Annotated in this window: 26 protein-coding genes; 9 read left to right on the forward strand and 17 right to left on the reverse strand. The window is 63.9% G+C overall.

Annotated elements, in window-relative coordinates; genetic code table 11:
- Nucleotides 1-5: 5 nt before the first annotated feature.
- From LSQ66_RS01395 to LSQ66_RS01410, 4 genes are read right to left on the reverse strand one after another with little or no spacing between them, the layout of a single operon-like run.
- Nucleotides 6-1,133 (reverse strand): ABC transporter permease, encoded by a 1,128-nt coding sequence (locus tag LSQ66_RS01395; RefSeq protein ID WP_231768036.1) that lies wholly within the window; start codon nucleotides 1,131-1,133, stop codon nucleotides 6-8.
- A 7-nt stretch (nucleotides 1,134-1,140) separates the two neighbouring features.
- On the reverse strand, nucleotides 1,141-2,235 hold the full coding sequence (locus LSQ66_RS01400; protein ID WP_231768037.1) for an ABC transporter permease: 1,095 nt from the start codon (nucleotides 2,233-2,235) through the stop codon (nucleotides 1,141-1,143).
- Entirely contained in the window at nucleotides 2,232-3,950 is a 1,719-nt protein-coding gene (locus tag LSQ66_RS01405) for an ATP-binding cassette domain-containing protein (protein WP_231768038.1), read from the reverse strand. The genes LSQ66_RS01400 and LSQ66_RS01405 overlap by 4 nt, the downstream gene beginning before the upstream one ends.
- Before the next feature lie 3 nt (nucleotides 3,951-3,953).
- Nucleotides 3,954-4,952: an HlyD family efflux transporter periplasmic adaptor subunit gene (locus tag LSQ66_RS01410; protein ID WP_231768039.1), complete on the reverse strand. Its 999-nt coding sequence runs from the start codon at nucleotides 4,950-4,952 to the stop codon at nucleotides 3,954-3,956.
- Between the two features lie 116 nt (nucleotides 4,953-5,068).
- Here LSQ66_RS01410 and LSQ66_RS01415 point away from each other — a divergent pair, with 116 nt between their 5' ends.
- Entirely contained in the window at nucleotides 5,069-5,740 is a 672-nt protein-coding gene (locus tag LSQ66_RS01415; protein WP_231768040.1) for a TetR/AcrR family transcriptional regulator, read from the forward strand.
- Here the strand turns inward: LSQ66_RS01415 and nhaR are convergent.
- Entirely contained in the window at nucleotides 5,737-6,636 is a 900-nt protein-coding gene (gene nhaR, locus LSQ66_RS01420) for a transcriptional activator NhaR (RefSeq protein ID WP_231768041.1), read from the reverse strand. The genes LSQ66_RS01415 and nhaR overlap by 4 nt on opposite strands.
- Nucleotides 6,637-6,737: 101 nt before the next feature.
- On the opposite strand from nhaR, the gene LSQ66_RS01425 reads away from it, so the two are divergent.
- The 4 genes from LSQ66_RS01425 (at nucleotide 6,738) to LSQ66_RS01440 (ending at nucleotide 9,742) form a co-directional block, all read left to right on the forward strand.
- Nucleotides 6,738-7,787 carry a DUF475 domain-containing protein gene (locus tag LSQ66_RS01425; RefSeq protein WP_231768042.1) on the forward strand — a complete coding sequence of 350 codons (1,050 nt, stop codon included), beginning with the start codon at nucleotides 6,738-6,740 and terminating at the stop codon, nucleotides 7,785-7,787.
- 85 nt (nucleotides 7,788-7,872) lie between these two features.
- Complete coding sequence (locus tag LSQ66_RS01430) at nucleotides 7,873-8,448, forward strand: TerD family protein (RefSeq protein WP_231768043.1); 576 nt, start codon at nucleotides 7,873-7,875, stop codon at nucleotides 8,446-8,448.
- Nucleotides 8,449-8,451: 3 nt separating this feature from the next.
- On the forward strand, nucleotides 8,452-9,147 hold the full coding sequence (locus LSQ66_RS01435; RefSeq protein ID WP_231768044.1) for a TIGR00266 family protein: 696 nt from the start codon (nucleotides 8,452-8,454) through the stop codon (nucleotides 9,145-9,147).
- A gap of 13 nt (nucleotides 9,148-9,160) precedes the next feature.
- Entirely contained in the window at nucleotides 9,161-9,742 is a 582-nt protein-coding gene (locus tag LSQ66_RS01440; RefSeq protein ID WP_231768045.1) for a TerD family protein, read from the forward strand.
- 100 nt (nucleotides 9,743-9,842) lie between these two features.
- Here LSQ66_RS01440 and LSQ66_RS01445 read toward each other — a convergent pair whose 3' ends face one another.
- Both LSQ66_RS01445 and LSQ66_RS01450 read right to left on the reverse strand, forming a co-directional pair.
- On the reverse strand, nucleotides 9,843-10,373 hold the full coding sequence (locus LSQ66_RS01445) for a GNAT family N-acetyltransferase (RefSeq protein ID WP_231768046.1): 531 nt from the start codon (nucleotides 10,371-10,373) through the stop codon (nucleotides 9,843-9,845).
- A 44-nt stretch (nucleotides 10,374-10,417) separates the two neighbouring features.
- The gene (locus LSQ66_RS01450; RefSeq protein ID WP_231768047.1) at nucleotides 10,418-10,807 is read right to left on the reverse strand and encodes a RidA family protein; all 390 of its coding nucleotides are present in this window, start codon (nucleotides 10,805-10,807) and stop codon (nucleotides 10,418-10,420) included.
- 96 nt (nucleotides 10,808-10,903) lie between these two features.
- Here LSQ66_RS01450 and LSQ66_RS01455 point away from each other — a divergent pair, with 96 nt between their 5' ends.
- Nucleotides 10,904-11,788: a LysR substrate-binding domain-containing protein gene (locus LSQ66_RS01455; protein WP_231768048.1), complete on the forward strand. Its 885-nt coding sequence runs from the start codon at nucleotides 10,904-10,906 to the stop codon at nucleotides 11,786-11,788.
- 4 nt (nucleotides 11,789-11,792) lie between these two features.
- Here the strand turns inward: LSQ66_RS01455 and lepB are convergent, their stop codons facing one another.
- Both lepB and LSQ66_RS01465 read right to left on the reverse strand, forming a co-directional pair.
- Nucleotides 11,793-12,467, reverse strand: coding sequence for a signal peptidase I (gene lepB / locus LSQ66_RS01460; protein ID WP_231768049.1), 675 nt, complete (start codon nucleotides 12,465-12,467; stop codon nucleotides 11,793-11,795).
- Between the two features lie 56 nt (nucleotides 12,468-12,523).
- Nucleotides 12,524-13,219 (reverse strand): ArsR/SmtB family transcription factor, encoded by a 696-nt coding sequence (locus tag LSQ66_RS01465; protein WP_231768050.1) that lies wholly within the window; start codon nucleotides 13,217-13,219, stop codon nucleotides 12,524-12,526.
- A 76-nt stretch (nucleotides 13,220-13,295) separates the two neighbouring features.
- Between LSQ66_RS01465 and LSQ66_RS01470 the strand changes: the two genes are divergently transcribed.
- Nucleotides 13,296-14,297: a cytochrome P450 family protein gene (locus tag LSQ66_RS01470; RefSeq protein ID WP_231768051.1), complete on the forward strand. Its 1,002-nt coding sequence runs from the start codon at nucleotides 13,296-13,298 to the stop codon at nucleotides 14,295-14,297.
- A complete protein-coding gene (locus LSQ66_RS01475) occupies nucleotides 14,294-14,638 on the forward strand; it encodes an antibiotic biosynthesis monooxygenase family protein (protein WP_231768052.1) in 345 nt (114 codons plus the stop codon). Before LSQ66_RS01470 ends, LSQ66_RS01475 begins: the two co-directional genes overlap by 4 nt.
- 51 nt (nucleotides 14,639-14,689) lie before the next feature.
- Here LSQ66_RS01475 and LSQ66_RS01480 read toward each other — a convergent pair whose 3' ends face one another.
- From LSQ66_RS01480 to LSQ66_RS01515, 8 genes are all read right to left on the reverse strand, one after another.
- Nucleotides 14,690-15,637, reverse strand: a complete 948-nt coding sequence (locus tag LSQ66_RS01480) for an IS110 family RNA-guided transposase (protein ID WP_231765801.1) — start codon at nucleotides 15,635-15,637, stop codon at nucleotides 14,690-14,692.
- Nucleotides 15,638-15,831: 194 nt separating this feature from the next.
- Entirely contained in the window at nucleotides 15,832-17,598 is a 1,767-nt protein-coding gene (gene ggt / locus LSQ66_RS01485) for a gamma-glutamyltransferase (protein ID WP_231768053.1), read from the reverse strand.
- Between the two features lie 4 nt (nucleotides 17,599-17,602).
- A complete protein-coding gene (locus LSQ66_RS01490; RefSeq protein ID WP_231768054.1) occupies nucleotides 17,603-18,046 on the reverse strand; it encodes a hypothetical protein in 444 nt (147 codons plus the stop codon).
- A gap of 124 nt (nucleotides 18,047-18,170) precedes the next feature.
- The gene (gene rpoH / locus LSQ66_RS01495) at nucleotides 18,171-19,064 is read right to left on the reverse strand and encodes an RNA polymerase sigma factor RpoH (protein WP_407659618.1); all 894 of its coding nucleotides are present in this window, start codon (nucleotides 19,062-19,064) and stop codon (nucleotides 18,171-18,173) included.
- A 300-nt stretch (nucleotides 19,065-19,364) separates the two neighbouring features.
- Nucleotides 19,365-20,279, reverse strand: a complete 915-nt coding sequence (gene ftsX, locus LSQ66_RS01500; protein WP_231768056.1) for a permease-like cell division protein FtsX — start codon at nucleotides 20,277-20,279, stop codon at nucleotides 19,365-19,367.
- Nucleotides 20,276-20,941: a cell division ATP-binding protein FtsE gene (locus LSQ66_RS01505; RefSeq protein ID WP_231768057.1), complete on the reverse strand. Its 666-nt coding sequence runs from the start codon at nucleotides 20,939-20,941 to the stop codon at nucleotides 20,276-20,278. The genes ftsX and LSQ66_RS01505 overlap by 4 nt, the downstream gene beginning before the upstream one ends.
- Nucleotides 20,942-20,946: 5 nt before the next feature.
- Nucleotides 20,947-21,981: a signal recognition particle-docking protein FtsY gene (ftsY, locus tag LSQ66_RS01510; RefSeq protein ID WP_231768058.1), complete on the reverse strand. Its 1,035-nt coding sequence runs from the start codon at nucleotides 21,979-21,981 to the stop codon at nucleotides 20,947-20,949.
- Nucleotides 21,982-22,084: 103 nt separating this feature from the next.
- The gene (locus LSQ66_RS01515) at nucleotides 22,085-23,059 is read right to left on the reverse strand and encodes a MerR family transcriptional regulator (RefSeq protein ID WP_231768059.1); all 975 of its coding nucleotides are present in this window, start codon (nucleotides 23,057-23,059) and stop codon (nucleotides 22,085-22,087) included.
- A 622-nt stretch (nucleotides 23,060-23,681) separates the two neighbouring features.
- Here LSQ66_RS01515 and LSQ66_RS01520 point away from each other — a divergent pair.
- Nucleotides 23,682-24,761: a porin gene (locus LSQ66_RS01520; protein ID WP_231768060.1), complete on the forward strand. Its 1,080-nt coding sequence runs from the start codon at nucleotides 23,682-23,684 to the stop codon at nucleotides 24,759-24,761.
- Nucleotides 24,762-24,806: the final 45 nt, after the last annotated feature.

Raw genomic sequence — 24,806 nt, forward strand, 5'->3', positions numbered from 1 at the left:
GCTCCTTAAACGAGGCGGTGGCGGAACAGCCACGCCGCCAGCGGCAGCGTCAGCGCCGCAATGATCAGCAGGGGAATGAGGTTCGGCCACACTGTGCCGAGGCCCACGCCTTCGAGATAGATGCGCTGCACCATGTCGATGGCGAAGCGCAGGGGATTGGCCATGGTGAGCAGCTGCAGCAGCTCCGGCATATTGCGGACCGGCGTCGTGAGGCCGGACAGCAGCATCATCGGCATCACGAGCACGAAGGTGTAGAGCATGGCCTGCTGCATGTTCGCGGAAAGGGCGGAGATGGAGAGGCCGATGCCGACGCAGGCTACCGTGAACAGCGTCAGTCCCGCATAGATGTGCAGCACCGAACCGGCCAGCGGCACGCCAAACCAGAAGCGCGTCACCAGGAGGATGATGGTCGATTGCAGCAGACCGATACAGACTGGCGGCAGGGCCTTCCCCACCATGATTTCGGCAGGCGTCATCGGCGTGACGAGCAGCTGGTCGAAGGTGCCATGCTCCCTTTCCCGCGCCACCGAAAGAGCCGTGAGCAGCAGGGTTTGCAGCATGCTGAGCGCGGCGATCAGGCCGGGCATGAGGTTCCAGCGTGTTTCGAGGTTGGGGTTGTACCAGGCACGGCTCGCAATCTGCAGGCGCGGTTCCGGCGCACCTGTCTGCGCGCGCCACTCGCGGTTGTAGTTCATGGCGACTGCGTTCACGTGCGCGGCGGCGGAGCCTGCCGTATTCGAGTTTCGGCCATCGAGAATCAGTTGCAGCGGTGCGGGCTGGCCGGAGTACAGGCTGCGTTCGAAATCGGGCGGGAAGTGCAGTATGAGCAGCGCCTTCTGCGTGTCGATCAGATCCCTGGCCTCCTGCTCGTTCCGCGCGTTCGCCACACGGCGGAAGATGCCGTCCGCCTCCAGCCTTGCCGTGAAGCGCATGGCCGCTGCGCTGTGGCTGTAGTCAAGCACCGCGTAGGGCACCCGGTTCAGCTCATAGGTGGCCGCATAGCCGAACAGCATGCTCTGGACCAGGGCAGGCACGATCAGGATGGCACGGCTCTTCGGGTCCTTGAGCACGGCCAGGAACTCCTTGCGGCACAGGTTGGCGATACGGCGTATCAGCATCATCAGGGTATTCATGTGCGCCTCAGTCGAGTTTCTTGCGGGTGACGAAGCGCGCCAGCCCAAGCAGTACCACCGCATAGGCGGCGAGAATGGCGCAGTTGCGCAGGATGAGCGGCCACACGTTCCCGGCCAGGAAAAGCGTTTTGACCAGTTCCATGAAGTGGGTGGCCGGCAGCACATTGCCCACCACGCGCACCACCACCGGCACGTTGCGCAGGTCGAAGAGGAAACCGGACAGCATCAGCGAAGGCATGAAACTGGTGAGGAGGGCGACCTGGCTGGCGATGAACTGGTTGCGCGTGACCGAGGAAATCAGCAGTCCCATGCCCACGGCGACGAAGAGATAGAGCATAGAGCTGAACAGGAGAATGAGCAGCGACCCCTGCATCGGAACGTGGAAAAGGAAGCGCGCCGCCAGCAGGCACAGAATCAGGCCGCACATGCCAACGCAGAAGTAAGGAATGATCTTCGCCAGCAGGATTTCGGCAGGACGCACGGGCGTGACGAAGAGCGCCTCCAGCGTGCCACGCTCCCATTCACGCGCCATCACGAGCGCCGTGAGGAAGGCGCCGACGAGCGTCATGATCAGCACAATCAGTCCGGGCACCAGATACCAGGTGCTTGTGTTGGCGGCGTTGAACCACATGCGCTGTTCGACGGCGATGCCCGGCCCGGGGCCTGCCTTGCGTCCCAGCGCCGCCGTGGCATAGTTCAGGATGATGGTGGCGCGGTTGGCTTCCGAGCCGTGCACCAGGAGCTGGATTCTGGCCGTGCCCATGCCGAGGTCTCGTGCGAAGCTGGCAGGCACGCGCACGATAGCGTCCACCTTCCGCTCGCGCATCAGCGCTTCCGCGTCGTGCATCGATCCCAGCATGACCGGCGAGAATACCGGCGAGAGCCGCAGCCCGGCCACTGCTTCGAAGGCGGTGGGCGAACCGTCTTCCAGCACGATGGCGACCGGCGCGTTCTTCACGTCCAGCGACAGGCCGTAGCCAAAGATGAGGATCAGCACAATGGGCAGCACAATGCCGATGGCAAGGTTGCTGGAGTCGCGCAGCAGCTGGCGGAACTCCTTGCGCGTGAGCGCCACAAGGCGCTGCATGAAGCCGCGGCTCATGCTGCCACCCCGTTGCGGCTGCGTTCCACGATGCCGATGAAAGCGTCCTCCATGTTTCCGGCGCCGCCGGCCTGTTCGCGCACCTCCCGCGGTGTGCCGAGGGCCAGCATTTTTCCCGCATCCTGGATGGCGATGCGGTCGCAGTACTCCGCTTCCTCCATGAAGTGCGTGGTCACCACCACCGTCACGCCTGCATTGGCGAGGGTGGTGATGCGGCGCCAGAACTCGCGGCGCGCCAGCGGGTCGGCGCCGCTGGTGGGCTCGTCGAGGAAAAGGATGTCCGGTTCGTGCAGCAGTCCGGCGGCCATGGCAAGCCGCTGGCGGAAGCCGCCCGGCAGTTCGCCGCTGGCCTTGTTCTCGGCGCTCGTGAGCTGGAACTGTTCGAGCATGGTGCGGATGCGCTGTTTCAGCTTCGCGCCGTACAGGCCATAGGCCCCGCCGAAGAAGTCCAGATTCTCCGTCACGGTGAGATTACCGTACAGGGCGAACTTCTGGGCCACATAGCCGATGCGTGCGCGCGCGGCCGCGCGCGCCGTGCGCAGGTTCACGCCCGCGACCTGCAGGAAGCCGCTGCTGGCGGGCAGCAGGCCGCAAAGCATGCGGAAAGTGGTGGTCTTGCCCGCACCGTTGGGGCCGAGCAGCCCGAAGATCTCGCCGCGCTGGACGCTGAATGAGGTGCTGGCCACAGCGGTGAAATCGCCGAACTTGCGCACGAGGTCGCGCACCTCGATAACGGGCTTGCCGCCTTCCGCAGGAGATGCTTCGGCTGGCGCTGCGGAGGGTATGGCGGCGTCCTTGCGTCCACCCCGCAGCACGGTCATGAAGCCGTCTTCCAGTCTTGCTTCAACGGGACTGGCATTGGCCTCGCCGAGCAGGGCCTGCAGGGCATCCGGCGCTGCGTCAGGCCGTGCTACATAGCGCACCTGGCCGCCATGGGGCACGGCGTCGATCACGAGTTCCGGCGCGTCGATCAGCCGGGCCTGGAGGATGCGTGCCGGTTCCCCGTTCGCGGGTTCGGCCACGAAGCACAGGCCGTCGGCATTGCTGCGGATGGCGCCGGGCGTTCCGGCCGCGAGCACGCGGCCTTCGTGCATCACGAAAACCTGCGCGCAGCGCTCCGCCTCGTCCATGTAGGAAGTGCTGACGATGACGCTGAGTTCTTCCTTCTCCACGAGTTGCTGCACGATCTCCCACAGTTCGCGGCGGGACAGGGGATCGACACCCACCGTTGGCTCGTCGAGCAGCAGCAGTTCCGGCGAGCGCACCAGGGTGCAGGCAAGGCCGAGCTTCTGCTTCATGCCGCCGGACAGTTTTCCTGCGGGGCGTTCCGTGAAATTCTTCAGGTCCGTCATGTCCAGAAGGCGGGCGAAGCGCTCCGCGCGCGCATCGGCAGACACACCGTGAAGGTCCGCATAGAGATCCAGGTTCTCCTGCACGCTGAGGTCTTCGTACAGCCCGAAGCGCTGGGGCATGTAGCTGATGCGGTCCTGGATCGCCTGCGGGTGGGCGGCGGTATCCATGCCCAGCACCGTCAGCGATCCCGCGCTGGGGCCGAGCAGCCCCGCCGCGAGGCGGAGCAGGGTGGTCTTGCCCGCGCCGTCAGGGCCCACCAGCGCGGTCAGCGCGCCGCGCGGAACGGACAGCGTGACGTCGTGCAGCGCCTCGGCCTCGCCGAAGCGCTTGTGGAGTGCGCGGGCTGTCAGCACATCGGCCATGGTTCACCGCGCTGCGCTATCGATGGTGACGGTCGCGGGCATGCCCATGCGCAGGCGGTCGGCCTTGTCCTCGGCCAGCACACGTACTTCATAGACCAGCGCAGTCCTCAGTTCCTCCGTCTGCACCGTCTTGGGCGTGAACTCCGCCACGGAGGAAATGTAGCCGATGCGGCCGGGGATGGACTGGCCGGGCAGGGAGTCGATGGCGATGCGCGCCGCCATGCCGGAACGGATGCGGCCCAGATCCGGTTCGGACACATAGGCGCGCACCCACTTTGGATCGGTGATGGCGAGCGTGTAGACAGGCCGCTGCGGTGAGGCCATGTCGCCCGGCTCCATCAGGCGCGCCCGCACCGTGGCGTTGATGGGAGCCACGAGCTTCGATTCCGCCAGCTGGTGTTCCAGCAGGGCGATGTCCGCGCTGGCTGCATCGAGCTGCGCCCGGGCCTGGGCCCTGTCTTCGCTGCGCGGCCCCTGCTGCACGAGCTGCAAGGCCTTGCGCGCCTTCTCCAGCTGCGCGTTCGCCGCCTGGTGGCGGGACAGGGCGGCATCCACGTCCTGCTGGCTGACCGCGTCGGCGGCCTCGCGCTGGGTTGCGCTTGCGCGCTCCCACTGCTTGCGCGCCAGGTCGGCTTCCGCCTGCGCCGCCGCTGCCTGGGCCCGCGCCTGGGCGATTTCCTCGGGACGGCTGCCCGCATCGAGCCGCCGCAATGCTTGGCGCTGCGCCTCGGCCTGGGCGCGCGCCTGTTGCAGCCGCAGCGCCAGTGTGCGGGTATCCAGTTCTCCCAGCACCTGGCCCGCGCGCACCTGCTGGCCTTCCTCCACATCCAGGCGCGCGATGCGCTCGCTGCCGCTGAAGGCCAGCGACACTTGGCGCAGGTCCACATTCCCGTAGAGGACGAGCGGACCGCCGGCGCGGGAGGGGGCACGCAGCTGCCATGCGGCCAGCGCGGCGCCAGCGGCGAGCAGCACGCCGATAATGATGATGGGCTTCTTGTTCATGGAAGTCTCCGAACGACGGGAACGAATGGCGACAGTCTAACATCAAATTCAAATTACAATTTGAATTATTTGCGTAGCGTGCTATCTTGTAGTCTCTGGCCTTACAATGTCACGCCATGTCACGCCCACTTCGCAAGTCTACCGCTCCCTCCCGCACCAGCCGCCAGGACGGCGACGCCACCCGCCAGCAACTGCTCGACGTGGCAGGCTGCGTGTTCGCTGAACGCGGCTTTGCGGATGCGACCAGCAAGGAGATCTGCGCGCGCGCAGGCGTGAACCTCGCTGCGGTGAACTATCACTTCGGGAGCAGGGACCAGCTCTACGAGGCGGTGCTGGTGGAAGCCCACCATCACCTGATCAAGCTGGAAGACATGCAGGCGGTGGCGGCAAGCGAGGAGGCGCCGCGCGCCAAGCTGCGCACCATCCTCACCCGCATCGTGCAGCGCGCCGCCGCGCCGGATGCGCACTGGGGCGCCCGTGTGGTGATCCGCGAGCTGCTGGCGCCCACGCCGTTTGCGCCTGCCCTCGTGCACAAGGCGATTGCGCCGAAGGCGAAGGTCATGCTGGGCATCGTGAGCCAGATCCTGGGCCTGCCGCCCGACAGCCCGGGCCTGCAACGCGGGCTGTTCTTCGTGATGTCGCCCTGCCTGGCGCTGCTGATGGCGCCGCCCGCCATGCGCCAGAACGTCTTCCCCTCGCTCAGCGATGCGGATGGCGTAGTCGAGGATATGCTGCGCTACGCGGACGCGGGCCTTGCCGCGCTCGCAGCGCAGTACCGCAAAGGCTAGTCGAACAAGCCGCTCTGCGCTTCCAGAATGGCTTCCACCGCCGGGTGCTTGATGCGCCGCTCGCTCGAAATCGCGTAGAACTGTTCGCTCAGGCCGGAGGCGGCGCCCACCGGCACCGCACCGAATTGCGCCTTGATGTCGTTCTCCAGGCCTGCGGGGGCGAAGAACATGCCCAGGCCATCGCGGCCGAAGGTATTCAGCATGGCGTTGTCCTCGAACTCCCCCACCACGTCCGGCCGCACGTCCTGCTCGAGCAGCCATTTGTCGATGCGGCCGCGCAGGGCGTTGTTCCGCGTCGGCAGCAGCAGCGGCGCTCCGTTCAGGCTTTGCGGGAACTGGCGGCCATGCCTGCGCGCCAGGGCCGGTGAACCGAACAGCATCATCTCGCTCTCGCCCAGCAGGTGGCTGAACACGCGCAGGCTGGCGGAGGCGCGCACGGAGCGATCCGTGAGCACCACGTCCAGCTTGTGCAGGGCAAGGTCCGCCAGCAGTGTTTCGAACTCGCGTTCGACGCACACCAGCTTTACCTTCAGGTCCATGTGCAGGGCCGCCTGCAGCAGGCGGTAGGCAATGAGCTTGGGCAGTGAGTCCGAAATGCCCACCGTCAGCCGCGTTTTGCCCGCATCGGTTTCCGCCAGCGCCTCCTGCATGCGGTCTCCCAGCTCGAAAATCTGCTCCGCATAGGTGAGCGCCACACGGCCTGCCTCCGTCGGCACGAGCCGCCGCCCCTGCTGGGTAAGCAGGGACTTGCCGACCGACTGCTCCAGCGCCGAAAGCTGCGCGCTCACCGTCTGGATGGCGAGGCCAAGGCGCTCCGCGGCGCGTGTGACGCTGCCCTCGGCGGCCACCACGCGGAAGAAGTAAAGGTGCCTGAAATTGATGCCGCTTGTCTTCATGGTTCGGTTTTTGCGAAGTGAAGTTCTGATTATCTTCTATTTTTCCGGGATCGTGTTTTCCTTACACTGCGTGACATAGATCAACAACAAAGAGGTATCTCATGAAGCACTTCCGGATTTCATTCCTGGTGACCTTCATCTGCCTTGCAATTGCAGGCTGGTGGGGCTACGAGAAAGCAGGCGTTGCAGGCTTGCTCTCGGCACTGGGCATTGCCGCCATTCTGGGCGTGATGGAAGTGTCGCTGTCCTTCGACAACGCGGTGGTGAACGCCTCGGTGTTGAAGAACTGGGACGCCTTCTGGCAGAAGCTCTTCCTCGGCGTCGGCATCATCATCGCCGTCTTCGGTATGCGCCTGCTCTTCCCGCTGGTGATTGTGGCAGTGGCGGCGGACATCAGCCTGATGGACGTGTGGACCCTGGCGCTGAATGAGCCCGAACAGTATTCGAAGCATTTGACGGACCACCACGCTGAGGTGGCGGCCTTCGGCGGCATCTTCCTGCTGCTGGTGTTCCTGAACTTCCTGCTCGACCACGAGAAGGAAACGCACTGGCTGGGCAATGTCGAGAAGAAGCTCGGCTCCCTGGGCAAGGTGTCCTCGATCTCCGTGATGGTGGCTCTGGGCGCGCTGATGGCGAGTCTGAGCCTGGTCGAGGAAGGCCAGAAGCTGGTGGTGCTGATTTCCGGCCTGTGGGGTGTGCTGATCTACGTTGGCGTGGACGCGATCTCCAACCTGCTGGAAAAGGAAGACGCAGACGGCAGTAATGTGGGCGAGATGGTGAAGCGCGGCGGTATCGGCGGCTTCCTCTACCTGGAAGTGCTGGATGCATCGTTCAGCTTCGACGGCGTGATTGGCGCCTTCGCCATCACCACCGACGTTGTGATCATCATGCTCGGCCTGGCGATTGGCGCGATGTTCGTGCGTTCGATGACGGTCTACCTGGTGCACAAGGGCACGCTGGACGAATTCGTCTACCTCGAACACGGCGCCCACTACGCAATCGGCATTCTGGCAGTGATCATGCTGGCGAGTATGAAATTCCATATTCCCGAGATCTTCACCGGCCTGGTTGGCGTGGCCTTTATCCTCGCCTCGCTGTGGTCCTCGGTGCAGTACCGGAAAAAACAGGAAGCCCTCGCGCTGAGCGCTTGAGGGCAGTAAGGAAAACGCGGCGCGCTTTAGACACCAGCCTGCCGCGCATGCAAGGTGTCTGACCACACACAAGGAGTAACACACTATGGCAATCAGTCTGCAAAAAGGCGGCAACGTTAACCTGAGCAAGGAAGCACCCGGCCTGTCGAAACTGACGGTGGGCCTGGGCTGGGACGTGCGCGTTACCGATGGCGCGGCGTTCGACATCGACAGCTCGGCCTTCCTGCTCAAGGCGGACGGCAAGGTGCGCAAGGATCAGGACTTCATCTTCTACAACAACCTGAAGTCCGCCGACGGCTCCGTGACGCACAGCGGCGACAACCGCACCGGCGCAGGCGAGGGTGACGACGAGACCGTGAGCATCGACCTCACGAAAGTGCCGTCCGATATCGACCGCATCGCCATCTGCGTCACCATCCACGACGCCGATGCACGCCGCCAGAACTTCGGCCAGGTGCAGAAAGCCTTCGTACGCTGCGTGAACGCGGCGGGCGGCACCGAGATCGCGCGCTTCGACCTCTCGGAAGACGGTTCCACGGAAACCGCGCTGGTGTTCGGCGAGGTATACCGCAACGGCGCCGACTGGAAGTTCAAGGCCGTCGGCCAGGGATACAAGGGCGGCCTGGGCGCGCTCGCCTCGTCCTTCGGCGTGAGCGTATAAGCCATGCCCACCTTTACCGTAACCGGTGACGTGGACCCCTTCCTCCACGTGTCGATGAGGCAGGGAGAGAAGATCTACTGCGAATCGAACGCGATGGTGATGATGGAGTCCACGCTGGAACTGAAGGGGCGCATGCAGGGCGGTATCGGTGCGGCGCTCATGCGCACCTTCGCCAACGGCGAGTCCTTCTTCCAGCAGCACATCGAAGCGGCGCGCGGCGACGGCGACTGCCTGCTGTCGCCCACGCTGCCCGGTGCGATGCAGGTGATCGACGTAGGCCAGCGCCAGTACATGCTGAGCGACGGCGCCTTCGTGGCGGCGACCTTCGGCGTGGACCTGAAGGTGCGCACCCAGAACATCGGCAACGCCCTGTTCGGCCAGAGCGGCGGTTTCTTCATCACGGAGACCCAGGGTACGGGCCAGCTGGTGGTATCGGGCTTTGGTTCGATCTCCCAGCTGGAGGTGGAGCCGGGCAAGGATGTGGTCATCGACAACGCCCACGTCGTCTGCTGGGACAGCGCGCTGCGCTACGACATCTCGGTGACGACCGGCAGCGGCGGCGGCTTCCTCGGGAGCCTGGTGAACAGCGTCACGAGCGGCGAAGGCATGGTGCTGCGCTTCTCGGGCGCGGGAAAAGTTCTGGTGTGCTCGCGCAACCGCGACAACTTCGTCGCCTGGCTGACGCGCGGCCGCCAATGAAAGGAGTAATGCAATGTCAGTGAATTTGACGAAGGGTCAGAAGATCTCGCTGGAGAAGGAAGCCGGCGGCTCCCTGAACCGCGTGGTAATGGGTCTGGGCTGGGATGCGGTGAAGAGCAAAGGCTTCCTCGGCTTCGGCGCGAAGAGCGCGGACATCGACCTGGACGCATCCTGCGTGCTGTTCGACGACGCCAACAAGCCGGTGGACGTAGTCTGGTTCCGCCAGCTCAAGAGCCGCGACGGCAGCATCTTCCACAGCGGCGACAATCGCACCGGCGCGGGCGATGGCGACGATGAACAGATCAATGTGGCGCTGCAATCCGTGCCAGCGAACGTGCGCAGCATCGTATTCACGGTGAACAGCTTCACCGGCCAGAGCTTCGCGCAGGTGGAGAACGCCTACTGCCGCCTGGTGAGCGCGGAAAACGGGAAGGAAGTGGCGCGCTTCAACCTGTCCGTGCAGGGGCAGCACAACGCCCAGATCATGGCCAAGCTGTACCGCCACAACGGCGAATGGAAGATGCACGCCATCGGCGAGAACGGTGCGGGCCGCACCTTCGACGACCTGCTGCCGCAGATTGCGGCGCATCTGTAAGGAATGAGTAGTACGTAAGGAGTTTCACAGGCGCCTGCCCCATGGCGCGCTTCCCTTTGCGGTGGTCCTGGCAACAGGCCACCGCTTTTTTTTTGCAAGCTCAAGCAGGTGAGCCAACCCGCTCACGCGTATAAACTCCCACCGCCTTCCCGTATAACTCGGTTTCCGCTTCATGCGTCATGCCAAGACGCTTCGCAACGCGCAACGACGATTCATTGGCTGAAGCGATGAGAGCCCGGACTTTTGGTTCGCGCCGGGTCTCAAGCGCATAGCTCAATACTATCGCCGCTGCTTCGTTCGCGAATCCCCGTCCCCAGAAGGTACGGTAGGTATTCCAGCCAAGCTCCATCTCATTGGATCCCTCGCGGAAGAACGCGCCAACACTCCCGACGAGCCGGCCAGTCGCCTTTTCCTCGACAGACCACCATCCGGCTCCATGTATGAGCCATAGTCCTGCGTGTGAACAGAAGATCCGCCATGCGGCCTGCCGGTCGGCCGGGACCAGGTGGGCCGCGCTTACAGGGTCGGCGAGATGCGCCGCGAACGCATCAAAGTCTTCACGCCGATATTCACGAAGCGTGAGCCGTTCCGTGTGAAGGTATGGGACAGAAGCAGTGAACTTGCTATTCATGAGCTAGATTCCAGGGAAGACGTCCAGATCGATAAGGTAGCATTTTATTCGGCCACCGCGGCAATGGCTTCGATCTCGATCATCGCGTCTGGCGAATATAGGCCTGAGACTTCAACGATGGTATCGGCGGGGTAGGGGGCGCGGAACCATTTGCGGCGCAGCTCCACAATCTTGGGGAAGTGGCTCATGGAGGTCAGGAAGATCGTGACCTTGATGACGCGGGAGAGGCTGGACCCGCCCGCTTTGAGGGCGCGCTCGAGGTTCCGGAAGGCCTGGTCGGCCTGTGCGTCGAAGTCGTCTTTGCCGACAATGGCGCCGTCGTCGCCGACACCGGCTTGGCCCGAGACATAAACCAGGCCGCCTGCGCGGATGGCTTGGGACAGCAGGTAGGGGGCGTAAGGATCGGGCTGCGTATGGACCTGTTCGAGTTGCATGATGTGCTCCTTTCAAATGAGATAAGATCATTATCGGCACCGTGCGTACAGCATACAAACGGTCATTTTTCATTTGTTAGGTGAGAAAAACTAATCTTGAGAAAACTTCCTGCATTGAGCGCCCTGCGTGTCTTTGAAGCGGCGGCGCGCCGCCTCAGTTTCAAGGACGCGGCGGACGAATTGAATGTGACGCCCACCGCGGTGAGCCATCAGATCCGCCATCTGGAAGAGTCGGTGGACCTCAAGCTGTTCGAGCGTTCGGCGCGCAAGGTGACGCTCACGCCCGCCGGGCTGCAGCTCTTTCCGGTGCTGCGCGATGGCTTCGACAGCTTCGAACGCGCCCTGGAGGCCTTGCGCCATGCCCAAGGGACGAAGCGCGCGACGCTGTCGTCCACCTTCGCGTTCACGGCGCGTCAGCTTGCGCCAAGGGCTTCTTCGTTCACGGAGGGCTGGCCCGACTGGTCGCTTCGCCTCGATTCGAGCAACAAGCCTGTGGACCTGGATACGGAGGCGGACGCCGCCATCCGCTATGGCAGCGGGCGTTATCCGGGCATGCTTGTCGAGCCCCTGTTCCGCGACCGCTTTGCACCGGTGTGCAGCCCGCATCTCGGCATCAGGACTTTGGCGGACCTGAAGAAGGCAACGTTGATTCACTTTGCCTGGGGGCCGCTTCGCAACGACGACCGCGCCGTGGTCTGGCGCCAGTGGCTGGATGCCGCGAAGGCCAAGGGGGTGGACCCTGAGGCCGGGCTTTCGTTCACGGAGGAACTGGGCGCCGTGCAGGCCACCGTGGCGGGGCAGGGTGTTGGGCTGCTAAGTCTGACGCTCGTTCAGGAGGAGCTCGCGGCGGGCGTTCTTGTGCAGCCTTTTGCGCTCGAACTGGAAAGCTTCCGCTATGACTTTGTGTACAGCCCCCGCGCGGCGGAGCGGCCATCCACGCGGGTGTTGAAGGACTGGGTAATCCAGCAGTTCAGGAACTAGGCGCTTATTCCAGCCGCAGCGTGTGGCCGAAGCGGTCGACGCGCGGCATCCAGTTGCCCGTGATGTCGGCGGATACGAGGATGCGCTCGGCGCGGCCGATCAGCAGGGAGCGCGGCACGGTGCCGAAGACGCGCGAGTCGCCGCTGTTGTCGCGGTTATCGCCCAGCATGAGGTAGTTGTCCGCAGGGACGGTGACTGGGCCGAAATCGCGCATGGCCTTGATCTGCGGGAGCACCTGGATCGGATAGCTGGCCTTGCCGCGCGTTTCCTGCAGATGCAGCGCCTGGAGCTCGCCCAGCGGCGCGATGGTTTCGACAGCGTTGCCGAGAACCGTGTAGTCCGCAAGCTCGCCGTTGATCAGAAGGCGCTCGCCGCGCATTTCGACGGTGTCGCCGGGCAGCGCCGCGATGCGCTTGATGAGGCGCGTACCGTCCGTGGGCGAGGAGAAGGTGACGATGTCGCCGCGCTGCGGCTCGCCCGTGCGGCCGATGGAGATATCGGTGAGTGGAATCTTCACATCGTAAGCGAGGCGATTGACGAAGACCACGTCGCCTTCCAGCAGGTTGGGGCGCATCGAACCGGAAGGGATGGGGTTCCAGTCCGCGACGGCCGTGCGGAACAGGCCGAACATCATGAGGAAGGCGATGAAGCCCTTGTTGTTGCGGAGCCAGCTCTTCATGGTTGTATCTCCTTGAGCAATTGCCGAAATGGTCAGGCTATATTGCTCAAGCATTCTTAAGGCGGGCTTATTCCAAAGGCCTTCAGCATCTGGCGCTCGCCTTTGGGCGGCACGCTGAGGGCGCGGCTGTCCAGGTCCTGTTCCACCCAGCCGCGCTTGAGCGCCAGCTGCAGGAGCGCCGCGCCAAGCGCTCCGCCGAGATGCGGCCGGCGCTCGCTCCAGTCCAGGCAGGGACAGGCGAAGCGGCGGCGCTGCTTGCGCATTGCACCGACGTCCAGGCCCAGCTCCGCGAAGTGATCTTCGCCCTCGCCGGAGAGGGCGTAGTCGCCGCGTTCACCTTCCGGCGCGAGCCATCCTTGCGCAGCGAAGTGGTCATGCAGGCTGACGGCGACCGCGCCCGCCATGTGGTCGTAGCAGGTGCGGGCGTGGCGCAGGCGGTTCGGTGTGTTCGGCTTGAACTCGGGGCGGGGCAGGCCCGCCACCACCAGCAGGGCCTCCAGCGCCGTTGCGACATCGTGGCCCGCAAGCTGGTAGTAGCGATGCTTGCCCTGCGCCAGCTGGATTACGAGATGCTCGTCCTTCAGCCGCGCGAGATGGGCGCTGGCGGTGGAGGGGCTGACTTCGGCCACCACGGAAAGCTCGGTGCTGGTACGCGCGTGACCGTCCAGCAGGCAGCACAGCATGCGCGCCCGCGCGGGTTCGGCAATGGCGCCTGCGATGCGGGCGAGGTAGTTGTCGGCATTTGCATCCATAGTTCGATCCCGGACGAATTGTTGATGTGTCTTTTTCAGGATACTGCACAAATCCGATCAAGCAAAGGGCAGAAAAATGCAATACATCCCACCGGCAGATGCTCTCGCAGCACCGACACATCCCGATCCCTATCCCTGGTACGCAGAGCTGGCAAAGCAGGAGCGGCTTGTTCGCGACGAGCGCCTCGGGCTTTGGCTCGCCGCGGCGCCCGCATTGGTGCGCGAAGTGATGTCGCATGCCGCCTGCCGCGTGCGGCCGGTGAAGGAGCCTGTGCCCGCGGCTATCGCGGGCAGCGCGGGGGAGCTGTTCGGCAGGCTGGCGCGCATGAACGACGGAGAAAAGCATGCCTCGGCAAGGCAGGCGGTCCAGGCGCGTATCGCGGCATTGGGCGCGGACGGAGTAGCGCAGCGTGCCCGCGCCATCGCCGCACGTATGCAGCCGGGAGCTGGCGACGTGGCGGCGCTGAACCGCTATATGGATGAAGTGCCGGTGCGGGTCATTGCGTCGCTGCTGGGCTTTGGCGACGAGGAACTGGAGCAGGTGGCGGCGCAGGTACGCTCTTTCGTCGCCTGCCTTTCGCCACTGAGCTCGGCCGAACAGATCGAGGGCTCCCACGGGGCGGCGCGGATGCTGATGTCGGCCATGGAGCGGATGGAGGACGGCAGCGCGGAGATGCTGGCCAATCTCGTGGGGCTCATGTCGCAGACCTATGAGGCTACGGCGGGGCTGCTGGGGAACAGCATCATCGCTCGGTGGCGCCAGCCGGATGGCGAGCCTGCGCAGCTGGTGCGCGATACTGTTCGCCTTGATCCATCGATTCATAACACGCGGCGCTTCGTGGCTGAGGATGCGGAGCTGGGCGGCGTGCGCGTGGCTGCGGGAGAGGCGATACTTGTGGTGCTGGGAGCAGCCGGGATGACCTTCGGCCACGGCGTGCATCGATGCCCTGGCCGCGAGCTTGCGGAGACCATTACTGTGGCAGCGCTGGAGGAGCTGGGCCTTGCGCCTGCGCATCTGGCCTGGCATTACCGGCGTTCGCTGAACGCGCGTATTCCTGTTTTTACGGAGGTGGCATGATTGCGGTGATTTTTGAGGTGCTTCCACATGCGGAAGGCAAACAGCAGTATCTGGATATTGCGGCGGGGCTGCGGCCTTTGCTGGAGGAGATCGATGGATTCATTTCAATTGAGCGTTTCCAGAGCCTGAGCGACCCGTCCAAGGTGCTGTCGCTGTCGTTCTTCAGAGATGAGGAGGCGATTGCGCAGTGGCGGCAGCTTGAGGCGCATCGCGGGGCGCAGAAGGCGGGGAGGGGGGAGTTGTTCAGGGATTACCGGCTCAGGATCGCGCACGTGGTGCGGGATTATGGGATGACGGAGCGGGAGCAGGCGCCACGCGACAGCAGGGTGGTGAATGGCTGACTGTGTTCGGTGACGGACTGTGACACCGGGGACAGCAACTGTCTTGATTAATTAATCGAGGGTTGCTGCCCACCTCTCGTTGTTATGCAACATGGCGTTCATGGTGACGAGCAGCTTGCGCATGCAAGCCACGATGGCTACTTTCTTGAGTTTTCCTGCCGCGAGCAGCCGGGCGTAGGCGCTTTTGAGGACGGGATTGTGTCGGATGGCGACCAAGGTGGCCATGTAGAGGACCGCCCGTACCGATGCCCTGCCACCCCAAATTCTTCGCTTCCCCCGCATCTTGCCGCTGTCACGGCTGTATGGGCAGACGCCAACCAGCGCACCGATTTCGCGCCGATTGAGCGTGCCAAGCTCGGGTAACTGCGCCAGCAGGGTTGCGACGGTGATGGAGCCTACGCCGGGGATGGATGAGAGCAGGTCGGCTTTAGCGTGCCATAGCGGACTTTCCTTGATAGCCCGCCCCAGATCACCATTGGTGCCCTTGATACGCTGCTCGAGCCATTCAATATGCTCATTGATCTCTTTTGCAATGAGAGCGGTCGCCTGCAGCTTTCGGTTCTTCTCAGCTGTGAGCATATCGACCAACTGGCGTCTTCGAGTCAGAACGTCCTCCAGATGGCGTAGCTCACCGTCTTTAATTGGACGCAGTGCCGGTTTGACCGCTTGCCCGAAGCGGGCCAGAACAATGGCATCGACCTGGTCAGTTTTCGCAAGCACGCCAATGGCCTTGGCGAAATCCCTGGCCTGTTTGGGATTGATGACCGCCACTGGCAACCCCGCAGTTGCCAGTACGCTGACCAATTCCATTTCGAGACCGCCGCTCGCCTCCACCACGATCCATCGCGGCTGTAGCTGCAACAACCTGGCTTTCAGGTTCTGATGACCACCCGCGTCATTGGGGAACTGCGCCCGATGTGACAGCGGAAGACTATCGACGTCCAGACTCTTCTTGCTGACATCGATCCCGACGTACAACCCATCGTCTGCGTTCTGCATGATTCTTTCTCCCATTCTTACTGATCCGGGGTTCGCCCCCTGACAACTGTTCGGGCTACAAAGAATCGAGCATGCCGTCATTGGCTGTCCCACGGGATTTGCTCCCACAGACCTATCAGACTGGCATGCCCGCAGACATAATTTAGCGTATGTTGAAGATATAAGACCCCGTATGGGGTCTGTCCCCTCTGCTGTCAATGCGCCGACTTCTGCACCATGGCGCTGCCGATGCCGTGGCGCTTGCCTTCGCTGACGGCGGTTACGGTGCCGTCGGGGTTGAAGACGAGCGCATTCGCGGCGCCGATTTCCTGCTGCTCGCCCCAGCGATGGCCCATGCGTTCCAGCGTGCCGCCCTGGCCTGAACCTGCGAAGCCCGGCTCCACGTCCGTCGCGGCGCCGTTGCGCTCGGAGATGCGGGGCGCATCCACTGCCTGGTCCATGCGCATGCCAAGGTCCACGTAGTTGACGATGGTCTGCAGCACCGTGGTGATGATGGTGGAGCCGCCAGGGCTGCCGATGGTGAACGCAGGCTTGCCGTTCTTGAAGGCGATGGTCGGCGACATGCTGCTGCGCGGACGCTTGCCCGCTTCCGGCACGTTCGGATGTGGACCGCTGAAGTCGAAGTCAGTCATCTCGTTATTCAGGATGAAACCATAGCCCGGCACCGTAATGCCGCTGCCGCCCCAGGACTCGATGGTGAAGGTGTAGGACACCACATTGCCTTCCTTGTCCGATACCGTCAGGTGCGTGGTATGCGCTCCTTCAGCCAGCAGCTTCGCGGTCGCTGGACGCAGGGGATAGCTCATGTCCTTCTGGAATGGATAAGGGTCGCCGGCTGCCGCATGTGCCGCACCGGCGCGGTTCGGGTCGATGAGTTCACGGCGGCGGGCCGCATACTCCTTGCTCATCAAGCCCGCCACGGGCGCTTCCACGAATTCGGGATCGGCCAGGTAGGCGTTGCGGTCCGCGAAGGCGAGGCGGCTCGCTTCAATGTAAAGATGCTCGGCCTTCTCGCGCGGCATGGATTTGAGGTCGTAGCCTTCCAGGATGTTCAGCGCCTCGGCCACGGCCACGCCGCCGCTGCTCGGCAGCGGCATGCCGTAGATCTCGTAGCCGCGATAGGTGCTCTTCAGCGGCTGGCGCAGGCGCGCTTCATAGTTCGCCAGGTCGGCCATGCTCATGTTGCCCGCGCGGGCCTGGGCGCCGCCCGCCGTTTGCGGCTTGTTCACCGCATCCACGATGGCGCGCGCAATTTTCCCTTCATAGAAAACCTTCACGCCGCCGGACGCGATTTCGCGGTAGGCCTTCGCCATGTCCGGATTGCGCAGCAGCGTGCCTGCCGGGAGGGCTTTGCCGTCCTTCATATAGAGCGCGGCCGTGGCGGGGAAGAGCTGGAACTTGCCCGCGTTGACGTCGATCAGGTGGGAGAAGTTCGCGTTGATGCGGAAGCCGTCGCTGGCCACCTTGATGGCGGGCGCCAGCACCTGCTTGAAGTTCATGCTGCCGTAGCGGTCCAGCGCTTCATGCCAGCCGCGCACCGTGCCGGGCACGCCCACCGACATGCCGCTGGCCACCACCTTTTCGAAATCCATCTCCTTGCCGTTTTCCGTGAACACGGTGGGCGAGAAGCCCGCAGGCGCGGTCTCCCGGTGGTCGATGGTGATCACGCGCTTGTCCTTGGCCAGGTAGATCACCATGAAGCCGCCGCCGCCGATGCCGCAGCTGAACGGATCGGTCACGCCGAGTGTCGCCGCTGCCGCCACGGCCGCATCCACGGCGTTGCCGCCCTTGTTCAGGATGGTGATCGCCGACTGCGTGGCCTGCTCCGAAATGGTGGCTGCTGCGCCGCCGGTGCCTGTGGCAACCGGCGTCTTGGAAAACGCGGGCCCGCTGAGGGCCAGCGAAATGACGATGGTGGAAACGAGAAGGGTAGGAGGGACGAGGCGTGGTCGTGGGCTCATGGGCTCAGGAAGGTCGGGTTATATTGACCCTCAAGCTTACCCGATAATCCGGCGCGGCCGCGTTGAGCTCAGCCGGTTCGGGCGGATCGAGGCCCTCCAGCGTGAACGTGAGGCCGTTCTCCGTGGCGGTGCGGCTGATGTTCGGCATTTTCTCGGCCAGCACAAAGCTCTTCCTGCCCTTGCGGTCTTCCAAGGTGAACTTGTAGCTGATATAGCCTTCCCAGACGCACACCTGCCCCTTGCGGCAGCGGCTGTCGTTCACGCGGTCCAGCTTCAGCGTGGTGCCCGGCGCCAGCGTGACGACCTCGCCCTGGTGCAGCGCGTAGGTGGCGCTGGTGCGGGGCGCAGGCTTGCTGGCTTCGGCCGCAGGCGTGACAGGCACGCTGCAGGCGGCAATGATGCCAAGGGCAAGCACGAAGGCGATAAAACTGAGGAACCGGGTGTGCATACATCCTCCCTGACCAGATCGGCAGTGGGAGGAATGTTATCGAAATTGCATTATTGCTGGCGCACGATTGAAATGAAAAAGGCCCGGCTGGGGGAACCCGCCGGGCCTGTCGGAAGGGGCTTGATCAGACGTAAGCCTGCAGTGCGCCCTTCATTTTTTTCAGCGCCGCCGCCTCGATCTGGCGGATGCGCTCGGCCGACACGCCGAACTCGTCCGCCAGCGTGTGCAGGGTGGCGCCGGAGCCGTCGTCGTTCGCCAGCCAGCGGGCTTCCACGATGCGGCGGGAACGCGGGTCGAGCTTGCTCAGCGCCGTTTCCAGGCCCTCGGACTGCAGGCGCGTCACCTGCTCCGCTTCCAGCACGCGCGTGGGCTCGTTCTGGTCGGAGGACAGGTAGGCGATGGGCGCGAACTTGTCGTCTTCATCGTCGGTCGGCGATTCCAGCGCGATGTCGCGGCCGCTCAGGCGCGTTTCCATCTCGATCACTTCCTCGCGCTTCACGTCCAGCATCTTGGCCAGCTGGTCGATCTGGGTCGGCGTCATCGCGTCCAGGCCCTGCTTGTGGCTGCGCAGGTTGAAGAACAGCTTGCGCTGCGCCTTCGTGGTCGCCACCTTCACCAGGCGCCAGTTCTTCAGGATGTACTCGTGCATCTCGGCCTTGATCCAGTGCATGGCGTAAGACACCAGGCGCACGCCCTGGTCCGGATCGAAGCGCTTCACGGCCTTCATCAGGCCGATATTGCCTTCCTGGATCAGGTCGGCGTGCGGCAGGCCGTAGCCCAGGTAGCCGCGCGCGATGGAAACCACCAGGCGCAGGTGCGACAGCACCAGCTTCTCGGCGGCTTTCAGGTCGTTCTTTTCCTTGAGCTGACGGCCGAGCTTCACTTCGTCCTCGTGGGACAGCATCGGCAGGCGGTTGACGGCGGAAATGTAGGCGTCCAGGTTGCCCAGGTTGCCACTGAACCCGAGTCCTAAGGCACTACTGCCGGCCGGAACCAGTGCGGAAGGTGCGGACATCATAGTCATGTTCATTTCCTCGTTTAGCTTGCGTCCCTGCGGAATTGCCGGGATCGCTCATTGCCTACAGCATGCTCTATGGAACTTAGACAGTTCTTAATCTTGCTCTAAAGAACTGTTTTGCATTACTCTGGACATATATTAGCACTCTCCCTCGTTGAGTGCCAATCGTCCAAATTAATGAAGTTGATAGGGAAAACACTATCGGCTAACGGTGGCCGATTGGGGACGCGCGGGATAGGAAACAGCTTATCGCCGGGGCCGCGGCGCTCTCTGTGCGAGAACGCACGCTGCCAGGGACGATTAATTGAGGCGGGCGAGGTGGCGCTGCACGGAGAGCACTGCTCCTACAAGCCCCAGGCTGGCGGACAGGGCCAGGAGCAGGGCCATGGCCAGCGGTTCGAGCGGGGCGAGCTGGAACTCGGAAGCATAGAGGCGTGCAAATTCGGCAATGGCCGTGTTCAGCGGGCGCAGGGCAAGCGCCACGGCGCCGAGCGCAACCGCGCCTGCGCACAGCCCGAGCAGGGCGCCCGTGTAATAGAAGGGGCGATGGATGAAGGTGTCCGTGGCGCCGATCAGCTTGGACACCAGAATTTCTTCGCGCTGGGTCAGCACCTGCAGGCGGATAGTGTTGAAGACCACGGCCACCACCACTGTGCCCAGGGTGACGGCCAGCAGCAGCAGGGCCAGGCGCAGCACGCCCAGCAGGGCGGCCAGGCGCTTCACCCAGGCCGAATCCACCTGCACCGTTTCCACACCGGGCAGGGCGCGCATGCGTTCGGCGATGCCGTCGATGGCCGCGCCCTCGGCAGCCGTGCGGAAGGCGTTGAGCTTGATGACATAGCTGTCCGGCAGGGGATTGTCGCCCAGGGTTTCCAGCACGTCGGAGAGGCCGCTCTTGTCCTTCAGCGCATCCAGCGCCTTCTCGCGCGGCACGAAGACGATGCGCGCGTCCGGCACGATGCCGCGCAGCGAGGACGCCAGGCCGGAAGCCTGCTCGCGCGGCGTGTCGTGGGCCATGAAGACGCTGAGCTCCGGATCGACCGAGAGCTGCTCGGACATGGGCCGCACATTGTCCAGCACCGTCAGCCCGGCGAAGGGCAGGGCGAGGGCGATGGCCACCACCAGGATATTGAAGAGGAAGCTGCCCGGCGCGCGGCGCAGGTGGACCAGGGCGGCGCCCAGGGCAAAGACATGCTGACGCAGCCAGACGCTCATGCCGCCACCCCCGCATCTTCCAGCTGGCCCTGCTTGAGGTAGATGACGCGGCCCGCCGCATCCAGCACCTGCTCGTCGTGGGTGGAGATCACGCAGGTCACGCCCACGGAATGAAAGGCGCGCAGGGCATCGAAGACGCGGCTGGCGCTGGCGCGGTCCAGGTTGGCGGTCGGCTCGTCCGCCAGGATGATCTGGGGCCGGTTGACGATGGCGCGCGCGATGGACACGCGCTGCTGCTCGCCGCCTGACAGGGCCATGGGCTGCGCCTGGGCGCGCTCGCCGAGCCCGACCTTTTCGAGGGCGGCGCGGGCGCGCTGCTCGGCCTGGGCGCGCGGGGCGCCCGTCACGAGCAGGGGCATCATCACATTGGCCAGCACGGAGCGGTCGTTCAGCAGACGCTGCTGCTGAAAGATCAGGCCGAGATTGCGGCGCAGGAAGGGCACGCCTGCAGGCTTGAGCTTGCCGATATCCGTGCCGTTCACCACCACGCTGCCCGAACTGGGGCGTTCCATGGCGGCGATCATTTTCAACAGCGTGGACTTGCCGGCGCCGGAAGGGCCGGCCAGGTAGACCAGCTCGCCCTTGCCTATGGTGAGAGTGATGTCGCGCAGCGCCATCACGTCGGAACTATATTGCTTGGAAACGTGCTGGAATTCGATCATGGTCCTTAACCGAGCAGGGCTTCGACAAACTCAGCCGCATTGAAGGGCTGCAGGTCTTCGATCTTCTCGCCGATGCCGATGAAATAGACGGGCACGGGGCGCACGCGGGCAATGGCGGCCAGCACGCCGCCCTTGGCGGTGCCGTCCAGCTTGGTGATGATGAGGCCGGAAAGCTGGAGCGCGTCGTCGAAAGCCTTCACCTGGGCCAGCGCGTTCTGGCCCGTGTTGCCGTCGATGACGAGCAGCGTCTCGTGCGGCGCGCCTTCCATGCCCTTGCCGATCACGCGCTTGATCTTCTTCAGCTCCTCCATGAGGTGCAGCTGGGTGGGCAGGCGGCCGGCGGTATCGATCATGACCACATTCGTGCCGCGCGCCTTGCCAGACTGCACGGCATCGAAGGACACGGCGGCAGGGTCGCCCGATTCCTGGGCGATTACCGTCACATTGTTGCGCTGGCCCCAGACCATGAGCTGCTCGCGGGCGGCGGCGCGGAAGGTGTCGCCCGCAGCCAGCAGCACGGACTGGTGGTGGGCCTGCATGTGCTTGGCCAACTTGCCGATGGTGGTGGTCTTGCCCGCGCCGTTCACGCCGGAAATCATCATCACGAGGGGCTGGTGGCGGCCCAGCTCGAAAGGCTTCTGCAGCGGCAGCAGCAGTTCGGTCATCAGCTCCTTGAGGGCGGCCTTCACGGCGGCGGCGTCCAGCAGCTTGTCTTCCTTCACCTTGCGCTTGAGCGCGTCGAGCAGGTACTGGGTGGCATCGATACCCGCGTCCGCCATGAGCAGGGCCGCTTCCAGCTCTTCGTACAGCGCCTCGTCGATCTTGGCGCCCACGAAGAGGATGGAGAGATTGGCGGAGGTTTTCGACAGCCCCGCCTTCAGGCGGCCCATCCAGGACTGCTTCGTTTCCGGCCGGGGCGCCGTTTCCATGTCGAAGGCGAGCGGAGCGGCGGACTCGGCAGGCCCAGGCGCCGGAGCTTCCGCAGGAGCGGGCGCCGGCACTTCAGAGGCGGCAGTTTTTTTCTTGAAGAAGCTGAACATGTTTGGATGCAGAGAGCGCGGCAGGCCGCCAGCACGGGAAAAATAGCCCGTATTCTACCAGAGGCAAAAATGGGGTCTGACGGGGGCGCCGAACCCCTATTTTTTAGGAGGCGCGGCTGCGGCGCCAGTCTTCCAGGTGGGCGCCGATCTCGTGCAGGTCGAGGATGCGCACCTGGGGCGGCGGACGGCGGCGCAGCGCGGCGTTGCCGCCGCCCACCCAGAGTTCCACCGTCTCGGGCAGGCGGGCATGCAGCTGCTTGAGGGAATCGGTGACCTGGCGCGTATTCATGGCCGAGGAGAAGGAGAGGGCCACCACGTCCACCTGCTGGGAACGCGCCGCCTCCACAATGTCGGGGAGGGGCGTCTGCACGCCCAGGGAAATGCATTGCGCGCCTTCCGCGGCGAACAGCGCCTCGGCCATCAGCAGGCCCAGGCTGTGCCGCTCCTGGGGGAGGGTGGTGAGCAGGATGCGCGGACGCGGCGAGGGATGCAGGTGGTTGGCCTGGGGCAGGGCGAACACGGCACTGTGCATCACGGCCTGCAGCGATTCGCTGACCAGGTGCTCCTCATAGACGGCGAACTGGCCGCAGGCCCAGGCGTCGCCCACGGCGGCGGTCAGGGGCGCCATGAGGTCGATGACGAAATTCTTTACGCCCATCACCATCAGGGCCTGGGACAGGCGGCGGCGCAGGGCGTGGGCGTCCAGGCTGCGGCACAGTTCCATATAGGTGTGGAGCTCGGGGTGCTGGGGGCGCGCCGGTCCGCGCCGGTCCGCCGCCTTCTCGGCCAGCGCCTGCAGGGTGGCCATGTCGAACTGGATGACCTTGCCCGGACGATAGCCGAGATCGATCAGGCGCTTGATCATTCGCAACTTCTGCACCTGCTCGAAGGGGTAGACTCGCTCGCCGAAACTGTCCCGTTTTGGCTGCGGGAAATCATAGCGCCGCTCCCATACGCGCAGGGTTTCCTTGGCCACGCCGGTATCGCGCTCGACGTCGCTGATGGTCGCGGCTGCGGGTAGTTGGATGGGGTTGCTGTTCATCGGGTATAGGGTGCGCGCCAGGACGGCGAACCGCATTCTACCTGCGTTTTTAGCAGGAAAGTTGCGCATTATCTACAGCCGTGCGCAGGGTTCAAAGGGCCTTTGGAGGCTTGTCCAATACACGGCTTTCAGTTTGCGGAGTTTCCCTTTGATTCCTTTCATTGTAGTTCCTGTGTCGTGGACAAGAACCGAAACAATTTTTTTTCGCCGGGGTTCCTGGTGCGGCGCACCAATAGGGGGCACGGCTTAGGCGGGGGATGAGTTTGCTTATGTGATTAAATTCGCACGGTCAACCACGGAAAACCCGTATAGTGTGGCGAATTTGCTGCTTCGCGGCAGGATGCGGTGATCAGGTATACAATACTGGCGCGGTGGCCATCCTTGTCAAGGCTGGTTCCGTTAGCAGCTTGATACTTGATGTAAAGCAAGATCATCAGTATAGTGCCGCCTCCCGGTGCATGTCTGCACCGTTATGAAGCCGGCGCGCAATACAGCCGCATCGACATAAGTGAACGCCGTCCGATCCGGATGGCAAACGTGGCAACGGAGACATTGCCCTCACACATAAGAATCGGCGCCTGGGATGAGGGCGCCAGCAAGAGCGACTCAGCCCTGCTTTAACAAAAATTTTAAATGCAACACAACTGAAGGAAAAGTAATGAAAAAAACGCTAATCTCCCTCGCAGTGTTAGGCGCAATGAGCGGCGCCGCCTTCGCACAGACCAACGTCACCATCTACGGTATCGTTGATGCAGGCATCGTTTCCGAGCACGGCGGCAAAGCCGGCAGCGTCACCAAGGTCACCAGCGGCGTGGCCAACGCTTCCCGCATCGGCTTCCGCGGCGTTGAAGATCTGGGCGGCGGTCTGTCGGCCATCTTCACCCTGGAAACCGGCTTCAAGGCTGACGACGGCGCCCTGGATAACACCAGCAACGTGCTGTTCAACCGCCAAGCCTTCGTGGGCCTGCGTTCGAAAACCGCCGGCACCCTGACCCTGGGCCGCCAGTACACCCCGTGGTACAACGCCTTCGCGCAAGTGGGCGACCCCTTCGCCGCCGGCCTGGCCGGTTCGGCCAAGAACCTGTTCCCGACCACCGGCGCCAACGTGCGCAACAGCAATGCCGTCGTGTACCAGACTCCTGTGTACAACGGCCTGAGCGGTGAAGTCTTCTACGGTTTCGGCGAGCAAGCTGAAGCGTCGGCTGGCCGCCAGCTGGGCGCAGCCGTGGCCTACGCCAACGGCCCGCTGAACGTGCGTCTGGCCTACAACAACCGCAACAACGACACCGCGACCGGCCTGGCTCCAGTGGTGAACCGCGGCATCGGCCACAACAGCCTGCTGGCTGTGAACTACGACTTCCAGGTTGCCAAAGCCTTCTTCATGTACGGCAGCAACAAGGGCCTGAACAGCGTCGCTTACCCGAACGCCACCGCCTACACCGCCACCGCCGTGGCGCCGTCGACCGACACCCGCAACGCCCTGATCGGCGCGACCGTGCCGGTGGGCGCAGCAGGCAACTTCATCGCCTCCTACGCTACCGTGGACGACAAGCAGTTCAACCGCGACGCGCACCAGTGGGCACTGGGCTACACCCACGGCCTGTCCAAGCGCACCACCGCGTATCTGTCGTACGGCAAGATCAACAACAAGAACGGCGCCAGCTACACCGTTGGTAACAACGCTGAAGCCGGTTCCGGCGACTCCGCTTTCAACGTCGGCGTACGCCACACGTTCTAAGCTTCATCGCTGCCTGAAACCGGCTGCCTCGTGCAGCCGGTTTTT

It is taken from the genome of Massilia endophytica, assembly GCF_021165955.1.
Lineage (GTDB): Bacteria > Pseudomonadota > Gammaproteobacteria > Burkholderiales > Burkholderiaceae_D > Rugamonas > Rugamonas endophytica.

Bases quoted from the DNA above. Each gene is read 5' to 3' on its own strand.
- LSQ66_RS01425 (WP_231768042.1), top strand. From the start codon at position 6,738: ATGAAGCACTTCCGGATTTCATTCCTGGTGACCTTCATCTGCCTTGCA.
- rpoH (WP_407659618.1), bottom strand. From the start codon at position 19,064: ATGATGTCCGCACCTTCCGCACTGGTTCCGGCCGGCAGTAGTGCCTTA.
- LSQ66_RS01440 (WP_231768045.1), top strand. From the start codon at position 9,161: ATGTCAGTGAATTTGACGAAGGGTCAGAAGATCTCGCTGGAGAAGGAA.
- ftsX (WP_231768056.1), bottom strand. From the start codon at position 20,279: ATGAGCGTCTGGCTGCGTCAGCATGTCTTTGCCCTGGGCGCCGCCCTG.
- LSQ66_RS01400 (WP_231768037.1), bottom strand. From the start codon at position 2,235: ATGAGCCGCGGCTTCATGCAGCGCCTTGTGGCGCTCACGCGCAAGGAG.
- LSQ66_RS01415 (WP_231768040.1), top strand. From the start codon at position 5,069: ATGTCACGCCCACTTCGCAAGTCTACCGCTCCCTCCCGCACCAGCCGC.
- LSQ66_RS01470 (WP_231768051.1), top strand. From the start codon at position 13,296: ATGCAATACATCCCACCGGCAGATGCTCTCGCAGCACCGACACATCCC.
- LSQ66_RS01520 (WP_231768060.1), top strand. From the start codon at position 23,682: ATGAAAAAAACGCTAATCTCCCTCGCAGTGTTAGGCGCAATGAGCGGC.
- LSQ66_RS01405 (WP_231768038.1), bottom strand. From the start codon at position 3,950: ATGGCCGATGTGCTGACAGCCCGCGCACTCCACAAGCGCTTCGGCGAG.
- LSQ66_RS01480 (WP_231765801.1), bottom strand. From the start codon at position 15,637: ATGCAGAACGCAGACGATGGGTTGTACGTCGGGATCGATGTCAGCAAG.
- ftsY (WP_231768058.1), bottom strand. From the start codon at position 21,981: ATGTTCAGCTTCTTCAAGAAAAAAACTGCCGCCTCTGAAGTGCCGGCG.
- LSQ66_RS01515 (WP_231768059.1), bottom strand. From the start codon at position 23,059: ATGCGGTTCGCCGTCCTGGCGCGCACCCTATACCCGATGAACAGCAAC.
- LSQ66_RS01430 (WP_231768043.1), top strand. From the start codon at position 7,873: ATGGCAATCAGTCTGCAAAAAGGCGGCAACGTTAACCTGAGCAAGGAA.
- LSQ66_RS01475 (WP_231768052.1), top strand. From the start codon at position 14,294: ATGATTGCGGTGATTTTTGAGGTGCTTCCACATGCGGAAGGCAAACAG.
- LSQ66_RS01435 (WP_231768044.1), top strand. From the start codon at position 8,452: ATGCCCACCTTTACCGTAACCGGTGACGTGGACCCCTTCCTCCACGTG.
- LSQ66_RS01395 (WP_231768036.1), bottom strand. From the start codon at position 1,133: ATGAATACCCTGATGATGCTGATACGCCGTATCGCCAACCTGTGCCGC.
- LSQ66_RS01450 (WP_231768047.1), bottom strand. From the start codon at position 10,807: ATGCAACTCGAACAGGTCCATACGCAGCCCGATCCTTACGCCCCCTAC.
- ggt (WP_231768053.1), bottom strand. From the start codon at position 17,598: ATGAGCCCACGACCACGCCTCGTCCCTCCTACCCTTCTCGTTTCCACC.
- LSQ66_RS01445 (WP_231768046.1), bottom strand. From the start codon at position 10,373: ATGAATAGCAAGTTCACTGCTTCTGTCCCATACCTTCACACGGAACGG.
- nhaR (WP_231768041.1), bottom strand. From the start codon at position 6,636: ATGAAGACAAGCGGCATCAATTTCAGGCACCTTTACTTCTTCCGCGTG.
- LSQ66_RS01465 (WP_231768050.1), bottom strand. From the start codon at position 13,219: ATGGATGCAAATGCCGACAACTACCTCGCCCGCATCGCAGGCGCCATT.
- LSQ66_RS01410 (WP_231768039.1), bottom strand. From the start codon at position 4,952: ATGAACAAGAAGCCCATCATCATTATCGGCGTGCTGCTCGCCGCTGGC.
- LSQ66_RS01505 (WP_231768057.1), bottom strand. From the start codon at position 20,941: ATGATCGAATTCCAGCACGTTTCCAAGCAATATAGTTCCGACGTGATG.
- LSQ66_RS01490 (WP_231768054.1), bottom strand. From the start codon at position 18,046: ATGCACACCCGGTTCCTCAGTTTTATCGCCTTCGTGCTTGCCCTTGGC.
- lepB (WP_231768049.1), bottom strand. From the start codon at position 12,467: ATGAAGAGCTGGCTCCGCAACAACAAGGGCTTCATCGCCTTCCTCATG.